The sequence below is a fragment of the Streptomyces sp. SirexAA-E genome, assembly GCF_000177195.2.
In the GTDB taxonomy this organism is placed as follows: domain Bacteria; phylum Actinomycetota; class Actinomycetes; order Streptomycetales; family Streptomycetaceae; genus Streptomyces; species Streptomyces flavovirens.
On the sequence record NC_015953.1, the window covers coordinates 1,809,227 to 1,825,933 of the forward strand.

The window sequence follows — 16,707 nt, forward strand, 5'->3', positions numbered from 1 at the left end:
GGGTGTTCCGCGAGTAGCGCCGTCCTCCGCCGGGCAGGCGGGACTTCCGGGCCGTGCCGACGGCGTCGTCCGTGGACCTGCCGCCGCTCGGGCTCAGATACGCACCTGGACCGCGCGGGAGAGCCGGTCGTGGAGGCCGCGGCTGTCGCGGTCCCAGACCAGGGCCGGGATCACCAGCAGGAGCAGCACGGTCCGCAGGAGGACCCGTCCGGCGCCGAGTCGACTGCCGTCCTCGGCGATGACCCGCAGGCCGCAGATGCGCTTGCCCGGGGTGGAGCCGACGGTGGTGACGGTGACCACGCTCAGGACGAGGAAGACGCCGAGCGCCCAGTTGCCGGCGCTCTGCTGGTCACCGCGGGCGAACAGCCCGTATGCGATCAGCATGCAGGCGGCCCAGTCGATGAAGAGGGCGCCGAAGCGCCGGCCGAGGGGGGCCACCGACCCCGGGCCCTCCTGGGGCAGACCGAGGCGCCGGCCCCGGTAACCGAAGTCCGCACCCATCTCTTCCGCGGCCGCGCGGGGGCCGGACAGCCACGATCCGATTACTTGCCTGTTGTCCACCCGTCCACGGTACTGCGCCCGCGTTTGCACCCGGCCGGGCGGGGCACAGGAACACGTCGCTGAGGTGCCGCCCACAACCGGGCTGGTTAACTTGAGCGAAACAAATGGGTCATGCTGGAGAAATCCTGCCTGCCTATGGTCGGGGCCAGCGTGTGCCACCGCACTGGCCACACAACGAGCTGCAACCCCGCCCTTTCCCGGGTCGGGAGTAGGAGGAGTTGGATGTTCCAGAACGCCGACGAAGTCCAGAAGTACATCGCCGACAACGACGTCAAGTTCGTCGACGTCAGGTTCTGCGACCTGCCGGGTGTGATGCAGCACTTCACCATCCCCGCGGCGACCTTCGACCCGGCCGAGGAACTGGCTTTCGACGGCTCGTCGATCCGCGGATTCCAGGCGATCCACGAGTCGGACATGGCGTTGCGCGCCGACCTGTCGACGGCCCGGGTCGACCCGTTCCGCCGCGACAAGACGGTGAACATCAACTTCTTCATCCACGACCCGATCACCGGTGAGCAGTACAGCCGTGACCCGCGGAACGTGGCCAAGAAGGCCGAGGCGTACCTCTCCTCGACCGGCATCGCGGACACCGCGTACTTCGGCCCGGAGGCCGAGTTCTACGTCTTCGACAACGTCCGCTTCCAGACGTCGGCGAACGAGAGCTTCTACCACATCGACTCCGAGGCCGGCGCCTGGAACACCGGTGCGCTGGAGAACAACCGGGGTTACAAGGTCCGCTACAAGGGCGGCTACTTCCCGACCCCGCCGGTCGACCACTTCGCCGACCTGCGTGCCGAGATCTCGATGGAGCTGGACAAGAACGGCCTTCAGGTCGAGCGCCAGCACCACGAGGTCGGCACCGCCGGCCAGGCCGAGATCAACTACAAGTTCAACACGCTGCTCGCCGCGGCCGACGACCTGATGCTCTTCAAGTACATCGTGAAGAACGTCGCCTGGCGCAACGGCAAGACCGCGACCTTCATGCCGAAGCCGATCTTCGGTGACAACGGCTCGGGCATGCACGTCCACCAGTCCCTGTGGTCGGGCGGCTCCCCGCTCTTCTACGACGAGCAGGGTTACGCGGGCCTCTCGGACATGGCGCGCTACTACATCGGCGGCATCCTGAAGCACGCCCCGTCGCTGCTGGCGTTCACCAACCCGACGGTGAACTCCTACCACCGCCTGGTCCCGGGCTTCGAGGCGCCGGTCAACATGGTGTACTCGCAGCGCAACCGCTCCGCCGCGATGCGCATCCCGATCACGGGCTCCAACCCGAAGGCCAAGCGCGTCGAGTTCCGCGCCCCGGACCCGTCGTCCAACCCGTACCTGGCGTTCTCGGCGCTGCTGATGGCCGGCCTGGACGGCGTGAAGAACAAGATCGAGCCGCCGGAGCCGATCGACAAGGACCTCTACGAGCTGGCTCCCGAGGAGCACGCGAGCGTCCAGCAGGTCCCGACGTCGCTCCCGGCGGTCCTCGACGCGCTGGAGCAGGACCACGAGTACCTCCAGGCCGGCGGTGTCTTCACGCCGGACCTGATCGAGACGTGGATCGACTACAAGCGCACGAACGAGATCGCCCCGATCCAGCTGCGGCCGCACCCGCACGAGTTCGAGCTGTACTTCGACCTCTAGAGCGCGCAGGCGGGTGGCCTGTACTCCGGCTGGTTCCGGGCGTCGCGTGCGGCGCGTGCCCACCGGCCGTACAGGCACCTGACGCGCCGCCACGAGCGGGTCTCCAGGGCCGTCATCCCGTACCGGGGTGACGGCCCTCTCGTGTGTCACCTCGTGCGGTAATCTGGGCCGGGCGTTGTTGCGGCAGCGTGTCTCACACCACTCGGTCCCGGCACCGGGGTGAGCAGAGGGCTCCGGAGAGTCTCCGCAAGTGGAAGTCACGTAGCACCGAAGGACATCCGTTCAGTCTTTCCTGCCGTTGCCGGGCGGCCTGTAGGAGGGATGACGTATGTCCAAGTCGCGCAACAGCAGCCGTCTGGCCAAGCAGATCCGTCGCCGGACCGCGCTGACGCAGTCGACCGCGTCCAGGCTGGCCAAGCAGGTGCGGGTGCGCCTCCCCCAGCCGATCGCCGACGCCTCGGAGCCTCGTCAGCGCCGCCTGGAGGCGCACATGGCCCATGTCCTGGCGAGCCGCTTCCAGGACCGTCAGCTCAACGGCGCTCTCCTCGGAGTCCAGGGCGCTCAGACGGCGCCCGGACACCTCGGGTTGACCGTCGAGCCGACCATGGCGGACGAAGTACTTCGAGAACTCCTTCCACGGCTCGACGATTCCTACGGCGGCCTCCGCGGGGTGCCCGGCCTGCGTGTGCGGCCGGTGGACGGTGGAATCGTCCTCCAGGACTCCTCCGGTTCGGCGCGTGTCTTCGCGGAGACCTCCGACGGCCGGGCCTGGCGCCTGCCGACCGCCGAGGAGGGAGAGACCCCACTGTGGACGCGCCCGTTGGGCGACCTCTCGTCCGAGGAGCACGAGGAGGCCGAGGGCTGGGCCGGGGCGTGGCCCACGGTCCCTGACGCAGCGGTCCGGGACTTGATGCTGAGTCGTGTCCTGCGTCGTCCGGGCCTCGTCAACCGGGCGTCCGCTCCTCACGGGTTCGCCAACTGCTACACCCACCACTCCGGTGATCTGGTCATCGAGTGGTGCTGTGGTGACACCGTTGAGGCCTACTGCGCCGCGCTGTTGGCCCACGGGTTCGTCGACGGGCTGCCACCGAGCGAGACGATCGAACTGACCTCTGCCCATTCCGCACGCCTGGGCGGTCACACCGTGATCGTGCGGCGCCATTCCGCGTGTCAGTACGACAGTGGGCCCAGCGCCCAGAAGATCACCGACTCCATCGAGAAGGGTTACTCCTCGTGAGTCCCGCGGTGACGGTGCTCGTTGTGACCGTGTGCCTGGTCCTCGGTGTGGTGGTCCGCTGCCAACGGGACATCGCTGTCCTCCGCCGTCTCGAACGTTTGATGCGCGGCTGCGATCCGGACCAGCGGGTCGAGGTATGCCGCATTCTCGCCGCATCCCTCCAAGGGGCCGCCGCCGGGCCCGGGACCACGGCCGCACGATCGGCCGCTGCGTCGGTGCCACCGGGCCGACCGCCCACGCAGGACGGCGCTCCTGTCGACTGAGGAGGGACCGGGCCCCGCCCGTTGCGTGATGGGGGCGGGGCCTGCGTCGGTCAGCCGCGGAGGGCGGCGGCGATGACGCCTCCGTCGACGAGGAGGTCCGTGCCGGAGATGAAGGTGGCGGCCGGGCCGAGCAGGAACTCCGCGGCGGCGGCGATGTCGGCCGGGGTGCCGGGCCGGCGGGCGTTGGAGGACTCGATCATGGCCCTGATCTGGGCGCCGTGTTCTCCGGCCAGTTCCTGCCGGCCCATGGGGGTGGAGATCACTCCGGGGCTGATGGAGTTGATCCGGGCGCCCCTGGTGCCCCAGGTGGTGCTGGCCGCCTGGACGTGGAGCTGGTTCACCTTCTTGGCGAAGCTGTAGGCGGCCCCGGGGTGGGGGAAGTTGGCCTGGGCGGTCAGCGGGAGGGAGAGCAGTCGGTCGGTGGGGGTGGTGGTCAGCTCCCGGGCCTGTTCGGGGGTGAGGCCGGGATGGCCGTGGCCGGCCATGCTGGAGATGACCAGGCCCGCCCCGCCCTCCGCGACGACCGCGCCGAACTCCTCCAGGACCAGGGCGACTCCGAGGAGGTCGACGGCGAGGATCGCCGGCACGGGCGCCTGGACCGGGGAGAGGCCCGCGGTGTGTACGACGGTGCGGACCTCGCCCAGTGCGGACGCCGTCTCGGCCAGTGCGCCGACCGAGGCCCGGTCGGACACGTCGACGGTCTGCCGGGTGAGGGTGTAGCCCTCGTCGGCGAGCCGGCCGGCCGCCCCGTCGAGGAGGTCCGCGTCGAAGTCGGCGAGCAGCAGGTGGGAGGCGGGGTCGAGGCGGCGGGCGATGGCCTGTCCCATGCCTCCGACTCCGATGATCACGGCTATGTGCTGGGGCATGATTGCCTCCTGGGTGAGCGGCTGTCCAGGGCGGTACCCGGGACGTCATCGCTATAGATTACGGACCGTTTCGTAATGGAGAGGTAAGTGGCTAGACTTCCCGCATGAGCGAGACCCCCAAGCGCGGCCGGCCCCGGAAGGCCGCCACGGATCAGGCGATCCTGGAGGCCGCCCGGAAGCTGCTCGGGCAGGGCGGATACGCCGGGGTGTCGATGGAGGCCGTGGCCGCCGAGGCGGGGGTGGGCAAGCCGACCGTCTACCGTCGCTGGTCGTCGAAGGGCGCCCTCGTCGCCGACGCCGTCCTGCACAGTGGTGCGTTCGGCGCCGACGAGCCGGTGGAGGAGCCGTCCGACACCGGCGACGTCGGACGCGACCTCCGGGCGTGGGCGCGGGCGTACGCCGAGAAGATGGCCGCACCCGGCATCACCCCCCTGCTCCTCGCGCTGACGGCCGCGGCGGCGGAGAGCCCCGGCGCCGGCGACACCCTGTACCGCCGGCTCACGGGCCCACGGCACCGGGCCCTGGTCGAACGGCTGTGGGCGGGTGTGGCCGCCGGACAGGTGCGGGCCGACCGCAGCCTGGAGGCCGTCGCCGACGCCCTGATCGGCGCCTTGCTCTACCAGCTGCTCACGGGGAACGCCGACACGTCCCCGGAGCGCGCCGAGGACCTGGTCGGGACGATCCTCGGCGGGCTCCGGCCGACGCCTCCCTGACCGGACCGATTCGTCCGGTGCGGGCGCACGGAGCCGCCCCCGGGCGCGGGTCCGGACGCCGGTGCCCGGACGCGGTGCGCTCTGCCATCGGCGGATGCCGGACTTCCTCGAAGACGGCGCGGCCATGGGTCGCCGCGGTCCCCCGATCCGCCCGCCGCGATCGTGTCGGGCTGGTGACGGGGGCGGGTGCCGTGGGCGCCGGTGCTCGTGCCGGTGGGCGCCGCTGTGTGGGTGCCTGGAGGGGTGCGGCGGTCGCGGCGTGCGCGAAGACGCGCGGAGGCGGCGGTGCCGCTCAGTCCAGGTCGATGACCGGGCGGGCGTTGAAGTCCTCGTACATGTCCTCGCCCTCCGGGCCGTTGAGGAAGTCGGCCATGGAGGGGTTGCGGTTGGCGGTGGCCAGGGGAAGCCACTCCAGGAACGTGCCGTAGCCGCCGCAGACCGCCTCGCCGCCGTCCCCGCCGTATACGGAACCGGGGTCGGAGGTCATCTCCGCGGTGTCGTAGACGTCGAAGGCGATGCGCAGCCCGAACGCGTTGGGACGGCGGTGCGGGCCGGAGGCACCGGTCCCGTACGGGGAGGTGGCGGCCGGTACGGCGTCGCCCCAGCGGAAGAGGGTCGTGGCGCCCGCGCCGCAGGCGTGCTCCCACGCGTCGGGCCCGGGGAGCCTGAGGCCGCGCTCGGCGAGCAGCGCCGGGACGAGGTCCGGCGCCTCGACGAGCCTGCCCGCTTCCACGGCCATGAGGACGGTGGGCAGCGTCACCGTGCGGCGGGGGCTCATCACGCGCGCCAGGTGGTCGCGTGGGTCCTCGTCGAAGCCGAAGCCGCCCGCCAGGCTCTCCTCGCGGTACGAGACGAGCTGTTCGGGCAGGGGGCGCCAGGCGTGGGGGTCGAAGCCGAGGGCGACCTCGCCGCCGGGTATCAACGCGTAGGCCTCACCGTCCCGTTCGATCAGGGCACGGTGCGTGGTGCCGTCGGGGTGCGGGGTGCCGTCCAGCCGGACGAGCCGGCCGTCGACCCGGCGGGCGGCCTCCTCGGCGTACCGCGTCGCCGTGTCCCGGTCCAGGGTGCGCCAGCGGGCGAGGGTGAGTGCGCTGAGAGACATGGCGTGCAGTGTGGCATCCGGCGGGTACGGGCGGGTCCGTGCCCCCGGTGGTCGCTCCGGGGGCACGGGCGGCGCTCAGCGGCCGTAGCGGATCAGGGCGCGGACCATGCGGCAGGTGGTGTCGGACGGCGGGTGGATGGCGAGGCGGTCGGCCATCGCGTGGATCCGGTCGTTGTCGGCGCTCGACGGGTGGTACACCCCGGTGTCGAGCAGGGCTATCGCCAGGCGCATGGCCTTGAGGCGGCGGTTGTGCGAGACGTACCACTCGCGGGGCCGTCCCGCGGGGAGCGGCCTCTTTCGCAGGGGCTGGTGCAGCGGCTCGGTCGTGGCGGTGGCAACGGCCATGGGCAACCTCCTGGCACAGTGGTGGAACCCTCACGAACTGCCTCCATCTTACCGTCCACCACTGACAATCCGCCCTGGCCAGAGGCTGTTTGGGCGGGCCACTCCCGTACCCTGGACCCCATGGAGATCTGGATCGTCCCGGCCTGCTCGAAGTGCCGTGGCGCCCTGAGTCTGCTCGACTCCGAGGGCGCCGACTACACCGTCCGCCGCTACCTGGAGGACGTCCCCTCCCCCGACGAGATCCGGGACGTGCTCGGCCGGCTCGGGCTCGAACCGTGGGACATCACGCGGACGGGGGAGGCCGACGCCAAGGAGCTGGGCGTCAAGGAGTGGCCCCGGGACGCCGCGTCGCGGGAGCGGTGGATCACGGCGCTGACCGAGCACCCCGAGCTGATCCAGCGGCCGATCATCACCGCTCAGGACGGGAGCGCCGTGGTGGCCCGGTCGGGGGAGGCGGTCAGGGACGCGCTGGCGCGGTGAGGAACTCCTCGGCGCGGCGGTTGAGTTCGGCCGCGCCGGGACCGTGCGACGGCAGCGAGTGATGGGTGGCACCGGTGAGCGTCGCGGTCTCCGCGTGCGGGAGCAGCCGGTGCACGGTGGCGGCCACGGCGGCGCTGTCGTGGGCCCGGCCGCGTTCGGCGAGCAGGACGAGGGCCGGGGTGGTGAGGCCGCGAAGCTCCTCGGGTGAGGGGCGCGGGCCGGTGACCGGGCGGGCGGTGGGGAAGGCGGCGGCCTCGTCCCGCAACCGCGCCCAGGCGGGATCCAGGGCCGCTCCTCCGGTCTCCCAGGCCAGGAAGGCGCGGGTGCGGCGGGCGGTGGGGCGGAGCAGCATCGGCAGGGCGTGCAGCAGGTATCCGGGGCGGAATCCGGCGAAGCACTGGGTCGGGTCCACGAGGACCAGCCGGCTGACCCGCCCGGGCGCGTGCAGGGCGTGGCGCAGGGCGATCCAGCCGCCGTAGGAGTGGCCGCAGAGCGCGGGGCGGTCCGCGCCCAGCGCGTCCAGTACGGCGTCGAGCCAGGCCGCCAGATCGGCCGCCGTGCGCAGCGGGCGCTCCCCCGTCGTACTGCGGCCCGGGTCGCCGATCAGGTCCGGGGCGTGGACGCGGTGCGTGCGCGCGAGGTGGGCGGCCTGGGCGAACCAGACGGTGGAGGTGGCCCCGCCGCCGGGCAGCAGGACGAGGGGCGGGGCGTCCTCGGGGCCGCAGCTGTTGACGTGGGTGGTGCCGTACGGGGTGGGGATCCGGGTGGCCGTCGTCCCGGCGGGCCAGCGGGCGGCGAGGACGTCGTCGTACGCCGCGAGGAAGGACCGGGGGGCCGGTGCGGTCCGTGGTGCGTGACTCATGGATACCTCCTGCCCGCACATTACCTCGCTGAGCGAGATAAAATAGAGGGATGAGCGAAGACGGGAACGCGGTCCGGACACCGGGGCCGGAGATGGAGACCGTCCACCTGCTGCGCCGGGTGTCGGTCGAATTCGGCCTGCGCCAGGGGGAGTTCGCGGCCCGCCACGGGATGCACCCCACCGACGTGCGGGCGTTGATCTGCCTGCTGGACGCCGCGCGTTCGGGCACCCCGGCGACCGCCGGATGGCTGGGTGCGCAGCTCGGGCTCAACTCCGCGGGGACCACCGCCCTCATCGACCGGCTGGTCCGCCTCGGCCACCTCACCCGTGTCCGGGACACGGACGACCGCCGGCGGGTGCTGCTCGCGGTCGACGCGCGGGCCGTGGAGCTGGGGCAGGAGTTCTTCGGGCCCTGGCTGACGGGCATGGTGGAGCTGCTGCGCACCTTCGACGCGCGGGAGGCGGCGGCCGTGCGGCGGTTCCTGCTGGGGGCGCACGCCGCACTGGCCCGGGAGGACGGCGGCGCCGCCTGACCGCCGCCCTCCCGGGCCGCCGTTCAGGCGCCTACCGGGCCCAGCTGCGCCTCGGCCTGGGCCAGCACCTCGGTGAGCCGCAGCCCGAACCGTACGTCACAGGGATGGGCCACCCCGGTGCGGGCCGCGGTGATCAGCGCGTCCACGGCCGCCCGGAAGGCGTCCTGGGCGCTGCCGCCGCGTTCGGGCAGGGCAGAGACCCCGTGCTCGCCCCGGAACTCGACCTCCGTGCCCGCCGCGGCCTGCGGCGCGTCCAGGGCGAGGGTGAGCGTGCTGGACGCACCGGAGGCGTGCCGGAGCAGCAGATGCGTGGCGTCGGCCGGCCCGCGGGCCGCCACCACCTCCGTCACGTCGCCCAGGACGGGGATCAGCACCGAGAGGGCGTGCGGGCCGCAGTCCCACAGGCCGCCCTTCTCACGGCGCCACGGCGAGGCGGCGAACGCGTTGCCGCCGCCGGGGGCGTACAGGGCGGCCAGCCACTGTGCGCGGGCCGTGAACCAGCCGCCCGTCGCCACCTGTGCGGCGATCCAGTCGGCGGACCCGGCGGCGAAGCGCAGGGTGCAGAAGACCACGGAGGCGACCTGGGCGCGGGCGGCGGCCTCGGCTACCTCCCGGGCGCCCGCCACGGTGGTGGCCACCGGCTTGTCCAGCAGCAGGTGGCAGCCGGCCGCGGCCGCCCGGGCGGCCAGCGGCGCCTGGACGTCCGGCGGCAGGGCGAAGGCCACCGCGTCGCTCGCGGCGAACAGCGCGTCGAGGCCCGCCTCACCGGTGTGCGCCTCGGTGCCGTGGGCGGCGGCGAGCTCCTCGGCCGCCTCGGGCCGGCGCCCCCAGACGCCGCCGAGTACGGCACCGGGGTGGTCGGCGAGCGCGGGGGCGTGCGTCATGCGGGCCCAGGGGCCCGCCCCGACGAGACCGATGCGCATCGGTGTACCGGGGGCGGGCGGGCCGGAGGTGGCTGATGTGGTCATGCGGCCAGTGTGCCCGGGTGAGGTCGGCGTCGTGGACCGTATCCGGTCCGCCACGGCGCGGGACGCCTCCGGGCAGCGGGCACCGGTCCGCCGACACCTCCGGGAAACACCGGTAACACCGGGTTCACCTACGGGCAACGGCCGGGAAATCGCGTCTTGCCAAGCTGCGCCGTATAGACCGCAGCGCCCGCAAAGGATGGCTTCCGTGACGTTCAAGGCTGAGTACATCTGGATCGACGGCACCGAGCCGACCGCCAAGCTTCGCTCCAAGACGAAGATCATGGCCGGGAGCCCCACCCAGGACGTGGCGGACCTGCCCATCTGGGGCTTCGACGGTTCGAGCACCAACCAGGCCGAGGGCCACGCCTCCGACCGGGTGCTGAAGCCGGTCTTCTCCTGCCCGGACCCGATCCGCGGCGGCGACGACGTCCTCGTGCTGTGCGAGGTCTTCGACATCGACATGACGCCGCACGAGTCCAACACCCGCGCGGAACTGCGCCCGGTCGCCGAGCGGTTCGAGGGCCAGCAGCCGGTCTTCGGCATCGAGCAGGAGTACACCTTCTTCGACGGCCACCGTCCGCTGGGCTTCCCCGAGGGCGGCTTCCCGGCCGCGCAGGGCGGTTACTACTGCGGTGTCGGCTCGGACGAGATCTTCGGCCGTGACATCGTCGAGAAGCACCTCGACAACTGCCTGGAGGCGGGTCTGGGGATCTCCGGCATCAACGCCGAGGTCATGCCGGGCCAGTGGGAGTTCCAGGTGGGCCCGCTGTCCCCGCTGGAGGTCTCCGACCAGCTGTGGATCGCCCGCTGGCTGCTCTACCGCACCGCCGAGGACTTCGGCGTGTCCGCGACGCTGGACCCGAAGCCGGTCAAGGGCGACTGGAACGGGGCGGGCGCGCACACCAACTTCTCCACCAAGGCGATGCGCGAGGGGTACGACGCGATCATCACGGCGTGCGAGTCGCTGGGTGAGGGCTCCAAGCCGCTGGACCACGTCAAGAACTACGGCGCGGGCATCGACGACCGCCTGACCGGGCTGCACGAGACCGCCCCGTGGAACGAGTACAGCTACGGCGTCTCGAACCGCGGCGCGTCGGTCCGCATCCCGTGGCAGGTCGAGCAGGACCGCAAGGGTTACATCGAGGACCGCCGCCCCAACGCCAACGTCGACCCGTACGTCGTCACGCGGCTGATCGTCGACACCTGCTGCACCGCGCTGGAGAAGGCCGACCAGGTCTGATCCGCGCCCGCGAAGCCGCGGTGAGGGGCGTCCACCGGATCCGGGTCCGGTGGACGCCCCTCTGGTGTCGGTGTCCCCGTGCCGAGGCGGTCGGATCGAGCCGCCTGAGAGGGCGGGCGGGCCGCCGGACCGCCCTGGCCGGGACCGGCCGGTACGCCGTCGCCGGGTCCGTGTACGGCGCGTATCGGACAGGGACCGTATCGACGGGTGAGAGGGCACTCCTGCGCCGTCGAAATCTCTGCTTCAATGGGGGCATGGCCAGCTTCCAGCACATCGCATCGGGTCGCAGCGACCTCGAGCCTTTCTGGCCCTCCCGTCAACACCATGACTTCGACCGGGTGTGTTGCCGCGTGTGGAACGCGCAGGCCCTCTAAAGCCGCTCATCAACGGTCTTCGGCCCGCGCGCACGACGTACGTCCCACGACGACTCCTCGCGCGAAAGAGCTGACTCCCCATGGCGAACACCCGTGCCTTCTCCACCGCTTCCGCCGCAGTGGCGGCGGACGCCTCCCGCAACACCCCCTCCCCGAACCGGCACCGCCTGCGTGCCGTCGACCGGGACGAGGTCGTCGAGGTCCCTGACGTGGCGGGCTTCCTGCCGCCGGGCGCGACCTGGCTGCCGGCACCGCAGCACACGCTTCCGGCCCTGCCCGGCCGGCCTCCGATGGTCGGTTACCTGGTGCTGGTCCCCGCCGACCAGCAGCCGGCGCTGGCCGGGGCGGTCGCCTCTGCCCAGCACCGTCACGTGGTGCCGGAGCCGGCCGCGCCCGCTCCCGCCGCCGGTCCGGTGGTGATCGACTCCACTCGGCGCACCGCGTCCGTGGACGGGGTCACCCTGGACCTCACGTACCTCGAATTCGAGCTGCTGGCCCACCTGGTGGCGCATCCGCACCGGGTCCACAGCCGCGATCAGCTGGTGACCACGGTGTGGGGGTACGGACACGTCGGTGACGGGCGGACCGTCGACGTCCATGTCGCCCGGCTGCGCCGGAAGCTCGGCGCCGAGTACCGCCACGCGATCCAGACCGTCCGGCGCGTGGGGTACAAGTACGCCCCCTGAGACGCTGCGTGGTGAGGCCGACGGCTCGACGGGGCGGGGGGTTGTCCCCCGCCCCCCGCCCCGTCGTCGCTGACAGCCGGGGCGTGTACGCCGGTCCATGCACGCGCGGTCCGTGCACGCGCGGTCGACGCACACGCGGTCCACGCACACGCCGTCCGTGGTGTCAGCGGGGCAGGCCGAGCTCGCCCGCCCGTAGCCCGGCCTGGAAGCGGGAGGCGGCGTCCAGCGCGGCCATGAGCTCGGCGACGCGCCGCCGGTAGGTGCGCACCGAGAGGCCGAGCTGTCCGGCCGCCGACGCGTCGGTGAGTCCCGAGCCGAGGGCCTGGAGGATCGCGCGGCCGTCGGCGTCGAGGTGGGGGACGTTCTCGCGCAGATAGGTGTCGGGGTCGACGGCGGTGTCCCAGATCGCCGAGAACAGCGAGTGGACGCCGTCGACCAGGGTCTGCGACGTCGTCACGGTGTACTCGCGGCCGGTCGCGCTGTCCTGGCCGGCGAGGATCATGACCCGCCGGTCGATGATGATCGTCTCGTGCGGCAGCGCGGAGCCGCTGATCCGTACGAGCACGCCCTGGCCCCGGACCGCCCGCAGGTGCGCGCGGTCCGCCTCGTCGGCCAGCGCGAGCGGACTGAACAGCTTGCGCACGGCGAAACCCGGCGGGCCCGAGGCGTGCATCCGGTTCTGGACCGCTCCCCTGGCCTCGGGCTGGGCCCAGGTCCTGAGGTCCCGGGCGGCGCACACGAACTCGGTCCGCGTGGAGGTGAAGAGATGGCCGGCACGCGCGACCAGCTCCGCGTCCCCTCGGACTGAAAACACCTGTTCGTTCCGCACCCCACCAGTCTGGCAGCATGCTGCCACCGACTCGCAGTGCCGTCCGGCGGTGGACAGCATGGACGCATGACGACCACGACGTTCTCCCTCGGTGGAGACCTCACCATCAACCGGCTCGGCTTCGGCGCGATGCGCCTGCCGATGAGCACCTTCGACGGCCCCACCCGCACCCCCGAGAACGGCATCGCGGTGCTGCGGCGCGCCGTGGAGCTGGGCGTGGACCACATCGACACGGCCGGTTTCTACAACCGGGGGGATGTGCGGGCCAACGAGCTGATCCGTACGGCCCTGAGCCCCTACCGCGACGGCCTGGTGATCGCGACGAAGGTCGGACCGCTGCCCGGACCGGACGGGATGCCGAGCCGGCAGGCGTCCCCCGACCAGCTGCGGGGCCTGGTCGAGACGGATCTGCGCGCCCTCGGGCTGGACCGGCTCGACCTGGTGTATCTGCGGGTGGGCGGGATGTCCGGGCCGGGGGGAGAGTCGATCGCCGAACGGTTCGAGGTGCTGGCCGGGCTCCGGGAGGAGGGGCTGATCCGGCACCTGGGCGTGAGCAACGTCGACGCCGCCCAGTTCGCCGAGGCCCGAACCGTCGCGCCCGTCACGGCGGTGCAGAACTCCTACGCGGACGACCCGGAGCTGCTCGCGGAGTGCGAGGCGGCGGGCATCGCGTTCGTGCCGTTCTTCCTGCTCGGCGGGGGCGGCAGCGGCAACCCGCTCGACACGGAACGGCTCGGCAAGGTAGCGGCGCGTCTGGGCGCGACCCCCGCGCAGGTGCAGATCGCCTCGCTGCTGGCGCTGTCGCCGTCGGTGCTGGCGATTCCCGGCACCGGTTCCCTCGACCACCTGGAGGAGAACTGCGCGGCGGGCGGTCTGGTGCTCGGCGACGAGGACCTGGCCTACCTGCGGGGCTGACCCGGCGGCCGATTCCGGGGACGGGCCCCTGGCACTGTGCCAGGGGCCCGTTGCCGTCGCTCAGCCCGCGAACCGGCCCTCGGCGGCCCTCGCCCGAGCCGCGTGGGCGGGTGGTCGCGGGGCCGTGTGCTCAGAGGCGGGCGACGGCCAGGCTCACCACATAGCGCTCCTCCACCATGCCGTCCGGGAAGAGCGCGGCCAGCCGCTCGCGTTCCGGGTCGAGGAAGACCCGGGCCGCCTCCGGGCCGATCATCAGGAAGTCCGAGTAGCTGCCCAGGTTGGCCAGGTGGGTGTCGAGGGAGACCCGGCGGCTCCAGGGCAGCAGGCGGGTGGTGAAGTCCGGCCCCACGGGCAGTTCGCGGGCGAATCCGCCGGTCACGGCCGGGGCCTCGGCGGCCCCGAAGAAGCGGCGCAGCCGGGCGTCCTGCTGCGCCGTCCACGGCACGGTGGCGTCCGAGTCGTTCCACCAGAGCGCCAGGGCGCCGCCGGGGCGAAGCACCCGGCGCGCTTCCGGTACGGAGCGCTCCGGGTCGGTCCAGTGCCAGGCCTGGGCGTACGTCACCAGGTCGCAGGACCCGGACCGCAGCGGAAGGCGGTCGCCGTCGCCCCGCACGAGCGGGACCTCGGGCAGGGCGCGGCGGAACTCCGCCGCCATGCCGGCGCCCGGCTCCACGGCGGTCACCCGGGCCCCGCGTGCGTGCAGGAGTGCGGTGCCGAGGCCGGTTCCCGCCCCGACGTCCGCGACGCGAGTGCCCGCGAGACCGAAGCCGGCCAGTTCCTCGACGGCGTCGAGGAGCGACGGAGGGTAGGACGGGCGGCTGTCCGCGTAGACGGCGGCCGCCGCGTCGAACGACCGCGCCTGCGAGTCGGACCGCGACTGCGAGTCGGGCGGTATCCGCGAGAAGGGTGGTGTCCGCGCACGGGAAGTCATACCGTCATCATCATGGGTGACCACGGTTCCGTGCGAGGCCCGTTGGCCGGACCCGCGCGCGCCGGAAGGCGTGCGCCCCCAGGGCGCGCCGGAGTGACCATCCCACCATTCGCTCGTTCAGCTGAATGTGCCCCCACTGCGAGCTGAACCGCCGTCCGCCGCCCGCCTTCCCGGGGAACCGGCGGAGCTGACCGACGCCGAGCGGGCCGAGGCCGCCCTCACCGAGCACTACGCGCGACTGGCCCGGATCGGCTACCTCGTGCTGCCGCCCTCGCTGGGCCGCAACCGCCGGGTGCTGACCGCGCACTGGCTGGTCCAGCGGTCCCTGCCCCGGGCGCACACCCCGGAGCACGCCGGAGCGCCGCACGGGGACCCGGGGTGCGCCTACGCGTACGTACGGCTGCGGGTGGTGCGCTCGGCGCTCACGGCGGGCCTGCCGCTGCGCCGGTTCGCGCGGCCCCGGCGCGTGCAGCTGCCGCCGCTGCTGCCGCAGGTGTGGGGGCTGCGGCTGTTCCCGCATTCCTGCGGGGCGGACGAACTGGCCCTGGAGCGGGCCCTCTCCGAGGTGTCGGGCCCCGGCCGGGCCGCCCATGTGCTGCGGGGGCTGGAGGGGCTCGCGGACGAGGAGGTGGGGCAGGTCCTCGGTGCGGCGGGGGTGGCCGACCCGGCGGCCGCGCTGGCGGAGGCGGACCGGCTGACCGCGCCGCACGCCCTGCTGGCGTCCCCCGAGTTCGATCCGTGCGCGCTCCAGGTCAGGCCGACCGATCTGCCGCGCCGCCGACGGCGGGCCCGGACGTTCTGGGCGGGGCTCTGCGCCCTGGCCGTGTGCGGGACTCTCGTGCTGATGCCCCGGGACGGCCTGGGCGGCCCGCACACCGCCTCCGCGCCGCTGTACTCGCGCAACGCCGCCGCCGAACAGGCCCTGGACCCCCGGGCGGTGCGCCGGGTGCCGGACGGTCACTGGCGGAGTTCGGCCCGCAGCGACTTCACGGCGTGGCCGGCCCGCGGCGACCGCACCGATGACGTCCGGCTGCTCGGGCGGGCCCTCGCCGCGTGGGCCAGGCCCGGTCCGGCGGTCGCCTCGTCGGCGACGCCCGGGACACCGGTCGGCCCGCCGATGGGCCCGCCGCAGCTGCTGTACGCGGGCGAGGTGGGCCCGGCCGCGGTGGTGCTCTTCCACGACGGGCTGCGCGTCGTGCGGTACGCCGAGTCCCGGGACGCCGATCCGTCGCGAGGCGTGGTCCTGGACTTCGCCCGGGTGGACGGCGCGGACGAGGCGACGGCGAGCGCCCTGCTCGTCCAGCGCCGCGACGGCCGGGTCCGCTATCTCACCGCCCCCTGGGTGCGTGAGGTCTTCGTGCGCGACCTGCGTGCGCCGCGCGCCCCGGCGCGGCCCCTGGGACGCCGTGCGGACGGGGTGACGGACGCGCTGACCGGGCCGCGCGGGAGTGCGCCGGAGTGCGAGCGGTGGCACGCGCTGGAGGTCCGGGACGGTACGGCGGCACGGTTGATGACGGATCTCGGCGAGCTCACCCCGGTCCACCTGACGTCCGGATCGCCGTCCGCCCCGCACGACGTCTCGGGCCGGGCGGAGCGCGAGAGCTGGGCGCGTACCGCCTGTCTGTTGCGCACGATGCGCTCCAACGGGGTCCGGTCGGTGAACTCCTGGGCGTACGCCGAGCAGCCGCTGCCCGAGGGCGGTGGTTCCGCGCTCTGGTTCTGTACCCGGGCGGACACCTGGCGGGGGTCGGGCAGCAGGGTGCTGGCCCAGTTCCAGGCCCCGCCCGAGCTGTCGGGCGGGACCGCCGCGTCGGGCGCGGTCGCGGCCCGCGCGGAGGACTCCCCCGACTGCGGGTCCCGCAGGCCGCGGGTCCTGGCGGGCGTGCTGTGGAAGTCGGACGCCGGGCGCTGGTACGTGCTCGCGGCGGGCTCCCGGCAGTTCGCGTCCGTCTCGGCGACGGGCGGTGTCGAGGGGCGGGCCGAGGGGCCGCTGCTGGCGGTGCCGGCGCGGGCGGGCGACCGGGCGAGGCTCGACGGGCTGCTGGCGGACGGCAGCCGGGTCAGGGCCCTGCGCTGAGCGCCGGGCCGGGCCGCCCAGGAAGCCCGTACGGCTCGTTCGGACGGGACCCTGCGGCCATGGCCTGCCGCGTCGCCCCGATAGGCTGTCGGC

Annotated in this window: 17 protein-coding genes; 9 read left to right on the top strand and 8 right to left on the bottom strand. The window is 73.3% G+C overall.

Going from position 1 to position 16,707, the window contains the following annotated elements:
* Window positions 1-93 precede the first annotated feature (93 nt).
* Complete coding sequence (locus SACTE_RS07975; protein WP_014045521.1) at window positions 94-561, bottom strand: RDD family protein; 468 nt, start codon at window positions 559-561, stop codon at window positions 94-96.
* Between the two features lie 222 nt (window positions 562-783).
* Here SACTE_RS07975 and glnA point away from each other — a divergent pair, with 222 nt between their 5' ends.
* Window positions 784-2,193 carry a type I glutamate--ammonia ligase gene (gene glnA, locus SACTE_RS07980; RefSeq protein WP_014045522.1) on the top strand — a complete coding sequence of 470 codons (1,410 nt, stop codon included), beginning with the start codon at window positions 784-786 and terminating at the stop codon, window positions 2,191-2,193.
* A 328-nt stretch (window positions 2,194-2,521) separates the two neighbouring features.
* Window positions 2,522-3,430 carry a hypothetical protein gene (locus SACTE_RS07985; protein WP_014045523.1) on the top strand — a complete coding sequence of 303 codons (909 nt, stop codon included), beginning with the start codon at window positions 2,522-2,524 and terminating at the stop codon, window positions 3,428-3,430.
* A 313-nt stretch (window positions 3,431-3,743) separates the two neighbouring features.
* On the opposite strand, the gene SACTE_RS07990 is transcribed toward SACTE_RS07985, so the two are convergent.
* Window positions 3,744-4,559, bottom strand: coding sequence for an SDR family oxidoreductase (locus tag SACTE_RS07990; RefSeq protein WP_014045524.1), 816 nt, complete (start codon window positions 4,557-4,559; stop codon window positions 3,744-3,746).
* 104 nt (window positions 4,560-4,663) lie between these two features.
* Here SACTE_RS07990 and SACTE_RS07995 point away from each other — a divergent pair, with 104 nt between their 5' ends.
* Window positions 4,664-5,272, top strand: a complete 609-nt coding sequence (locus SACTE_RS07995) for a TetR/AcrR family transcriptional regulator (RefSeq protein WP_014045525.1) — start codon at window positions 4,664-4,666, stop codon at window positions 5,270-5,272.
* A gap of 292 nt (window positions 5,273-5,564) precedes the next feature.
* On the opposite strand, the gene SACTE_RS08000 is transcribed toward SACTE_RS07995, so the two are convergent.
* Both SACTE_RS08000 and SACTE_RS08005 read right to left on the bottom strand, forming a co-directional pair.
* Window positions 5,565-6,374, bottom strand: a complete 810-nt coding sequence (locus tag SACTE_RS08000) for a hypothetical protein (protein ID WP_014045526.1) — start codon at window positions 6,372-6,374, stop codon at window positions 5,565-5,567.
* Between the two features lie 75 nt (window positions 6,375-6,449).
* Window positions 6,450-6,719: a hypothetical protein gene (locus SACTE_RS08005; protein ID WP_014045527.1), complete on the bottom strand. Its 270-nt coding sequence runs from the start codon at window positions 6,717-6,719 to the stop codon at window positions 6,450-6,452.
* 120 nt (window positions 6,720-6,839) lie between these two features.
* Here SACTE_RS08005 and SACTE_RS08010 point away from each other — a divergent pair, with 120 nt between their 5' ends.
* On the top strand, window positions 6,840-7,199 hold the full coding sequence (locus tag SACTE_RS08010; RefSeq protein ID WP_014045528.1) for an ArsC/Spx/MgsR family protein: 360 nt from the start codon (window positions 6,840-6,842) through the stop codon (window positions 7,197-7,199).
* Here the strand turns inward: SACTE_RS08010 and SACTE_RS08015 are convergent.
* On the bottom strand, window positions 7,177-8,061 hold the full coding sequence (locus tag SACTE_RS08015) for an alpha/beta hydrolase (protein ID WP_014045529.1): 885 nt from the start codon (window positions 8,059-8,061) through the stop codon (window positions 7,177-7,179). The two genes, SACTE_RS08010 and SACTE_RS08015, sit on opposite strands and share 23 nt — an antisense overlap.
* Window positions 8,062-8,111: 50 nt before the next feature.
* Here SACTE_RS08015 and SACTE_RS08020 point away from each other — a divergent pair, with 50 nt between their 5' ends.
* The gene (locus SACTE_RS08020) at window positions 8,112-8,594 is read left to right on the top strand and encodes a MarR family transcriptional regulator (RefSeq protein ID WP_014045530.1); all 483 of its coding nucleotides are present in this window, start codon (window positions 8,112-8,114) and stop codon (window positions 8,592-8,594) included.
* A gap of 23 nt (window positions 8,595-8,617) precedes the next feature.
* On the opposite strand, the gene SACTE_RS08025 is transcribed toward SACTE_RS08020, so the two are convergent.
* Window positions 8,618-9,562, bottom strand: a complete 945-nt coding sequence (locus SACTE_RS08025) for a Gfo/Idh/MocA family oxidoreductase (protein WP_176724354.1) — start codon at window positions 9,560-9,562, stop codon at window positions 8,618-8,620.
* 205 nt (window positions 9,563-9,767) lie between these two features.
* Here SACTE_RS08025 and glnII point away from each other — a divergent pair, with 205 nt between their 5' ends.
* The gene (gene glnII / locus SACTE_RS08030; RefSeq protein WP_014045532.1) at window positions 9,768-10,802 is read left to right on the top strand and encodes a glutamine synthetase; all 1,035 of its coding nucleotides are present in this window, start codon (window positions 9,768-9,770) and stop codon (window positions 10,800-10,802) included.
* 454 nt (window positions 10,803-11,256) lie between these two features.
* Window positions 11,257-11,862: a winged helix-turn-helix domain-containing protein gene (locus SACTE_RS08035; protein WP_014045533.1), complete on the top strand. Its 606-nt coding sequence runs from the start codon at window positions 11,257-11,259 to the stop codon at window positions 11,860-11,862.
* Between the two features lie 163 nt (window positions 11,863-12,025).
* Here the strand turns inward: SACTE_RS08035 and SACTE_RS08040 are convergent, their stop codons facing one another.
* Window positions 12,026-12,676: a hypothetical protein gene (locus SACTE_RS08040; protein WP_019992743.1), complete on the bottom strand. Its 651-nt coding sequence runs from the start codon at window positions 12,674-12,676 to the stop codon at window positions 12,026-12,028.
* 81 nt (window positions 12,677-12,757) lie between these two features.
* Here SACTE_RS08040 and SACTE_RS08045 point away from each other — a divergent pair, with 81 nt between their 5' ends.
* A complete protein-coding gene (locus tag SACTE_RS08045) occupies window positions 12,758-13,606 on the top strand; it encodes an aldo/keto reductase (RefSeq protein WP_014045535.1) in 849 nt (282 codons plus the stop codon).
* Window positions 13,607-13,736: 130 nt separating this feature from the next.
* Here the strand turns inward: SACTE_RS08045 and SACTE_RS08050 are convergent, their stop codons facing one another.
* Window positions 13,737-14,537 carry a methyltransferase domain-containing protein gene (locus tag SACTE_RS08050; protein WP_014045536.1) on the bottom strand — a complete coding sequence of 267 codons (801 nt, stop codon included), beginning with the start codon at window positions 14,535-14,537 and terminating at the stop codon, window positions 13,737-13,739.
* A gap of 127 nt (window positions 14,538-14,664) precedes the next feature.
* Between SACTE_RS08050 and SACTE_RS08055 the strand changes: the two genes are divergently transcribed.
* On the top strand, window positions 14,665-16,614 hold the full coding sequence (locus SACTE_RS08055; protein WP_014045537.1) for a hypothetical protein: 1,950 nt from the start codon (window positions 14,665-14,667) through the stop codon (window positions 16,612-16,614).
* Window positions 16,615-16,707: the final 93 nt, after the last annotated feature.

Coding starts and splice junctions, on each gene's coding strand:
- SACTE_RS08000 (WP_014045526.1), bottom strand. CDS start 6,374: ATGTCTCTCAGCGCACTCACCCTCGCCCGCTGGCGCACCCTGGACCGG.
- SACTE_RS08005 (WP_014045527.1), bottom strand. CDS start 6,719: ATGGCCGTTGCCACCGCCACGACCGAGCCGCTGCACCAGCCCCTGCGA.
- SACTE_RS08050 (WP_014045536.1), bottom strand. CDS start 14,537: ATGACTTCCCGTGCGCGGACACCACCCTTCTCGCGGATACCGCCCGAC.
- SACTE_RS07995 (WP_014045525.1), top strand. CDS start 4,664: ATGAGCGAGACCCCCAAGCGCGGCCGGCCCCGGAAGGCCGCCACGGAT.
- SACTE_RS07990 (WP_014045524.1), bottom strand. CDS start 4,559: ATGCCCCAGCACATAGCCGTGATCATCGGAGTCGGAGGCATGGGACAG.
- SACTE_RS08020 (WP_014045530.1), top strand. CDS start 8,112: ATGAGCGAAGACGGGAACGCGGTCCGGACACCGGGGCCGGAGATGGAG.
- SACTE_RS07985 (WP_014045523.1), top strand. CDS start 2,522: ATGTCCAAGTCGCGCAACAGCAGCCGTCTGGCCAAGCAGATCCGTCGC.
- SACTE_RS08045 (WP_014045535.1), top strand. CDS start 12,758: ATGACGACCACGACGTTCTCCCTCGGTGGAGACCTCACCATCAACCGG.
- SACTE_RS08015 (WP_014045529.1), bottom strand. CDS start 8,061: ATGAGTCACGCACCACGGACCGCACCGGCCCCCCGGTCCTTCCTCGCG.
- SACTE_RS08025 (WP_176724354.1), bottom strand. CDS start 9,562: ATGACCACATCAGCCACCTCCGGCCCGCCCGCCCCCGGTACACCGATG.
- glnA (WP_014045522.1), top strand. CDS start 784: ATGTTCCAGAACGCCGACGAAGTCCAGAAGTACATCGCCGACAACGAC.
- SACTE_RS08010 (WP_014045528.1), top strand. CDS start 6,840: ATGGAGATCTGGATCGTCCCGGCCTGCTCGAAGTGCCGTGGCGCCCTG.
- SACTE_RS08035 (WP_014045533.1), top strand. CDS start 11,257: ATGGCGAACACCCGTGCCTTCTCCACCGCTTCCGCCGCAGTGGCGGCG.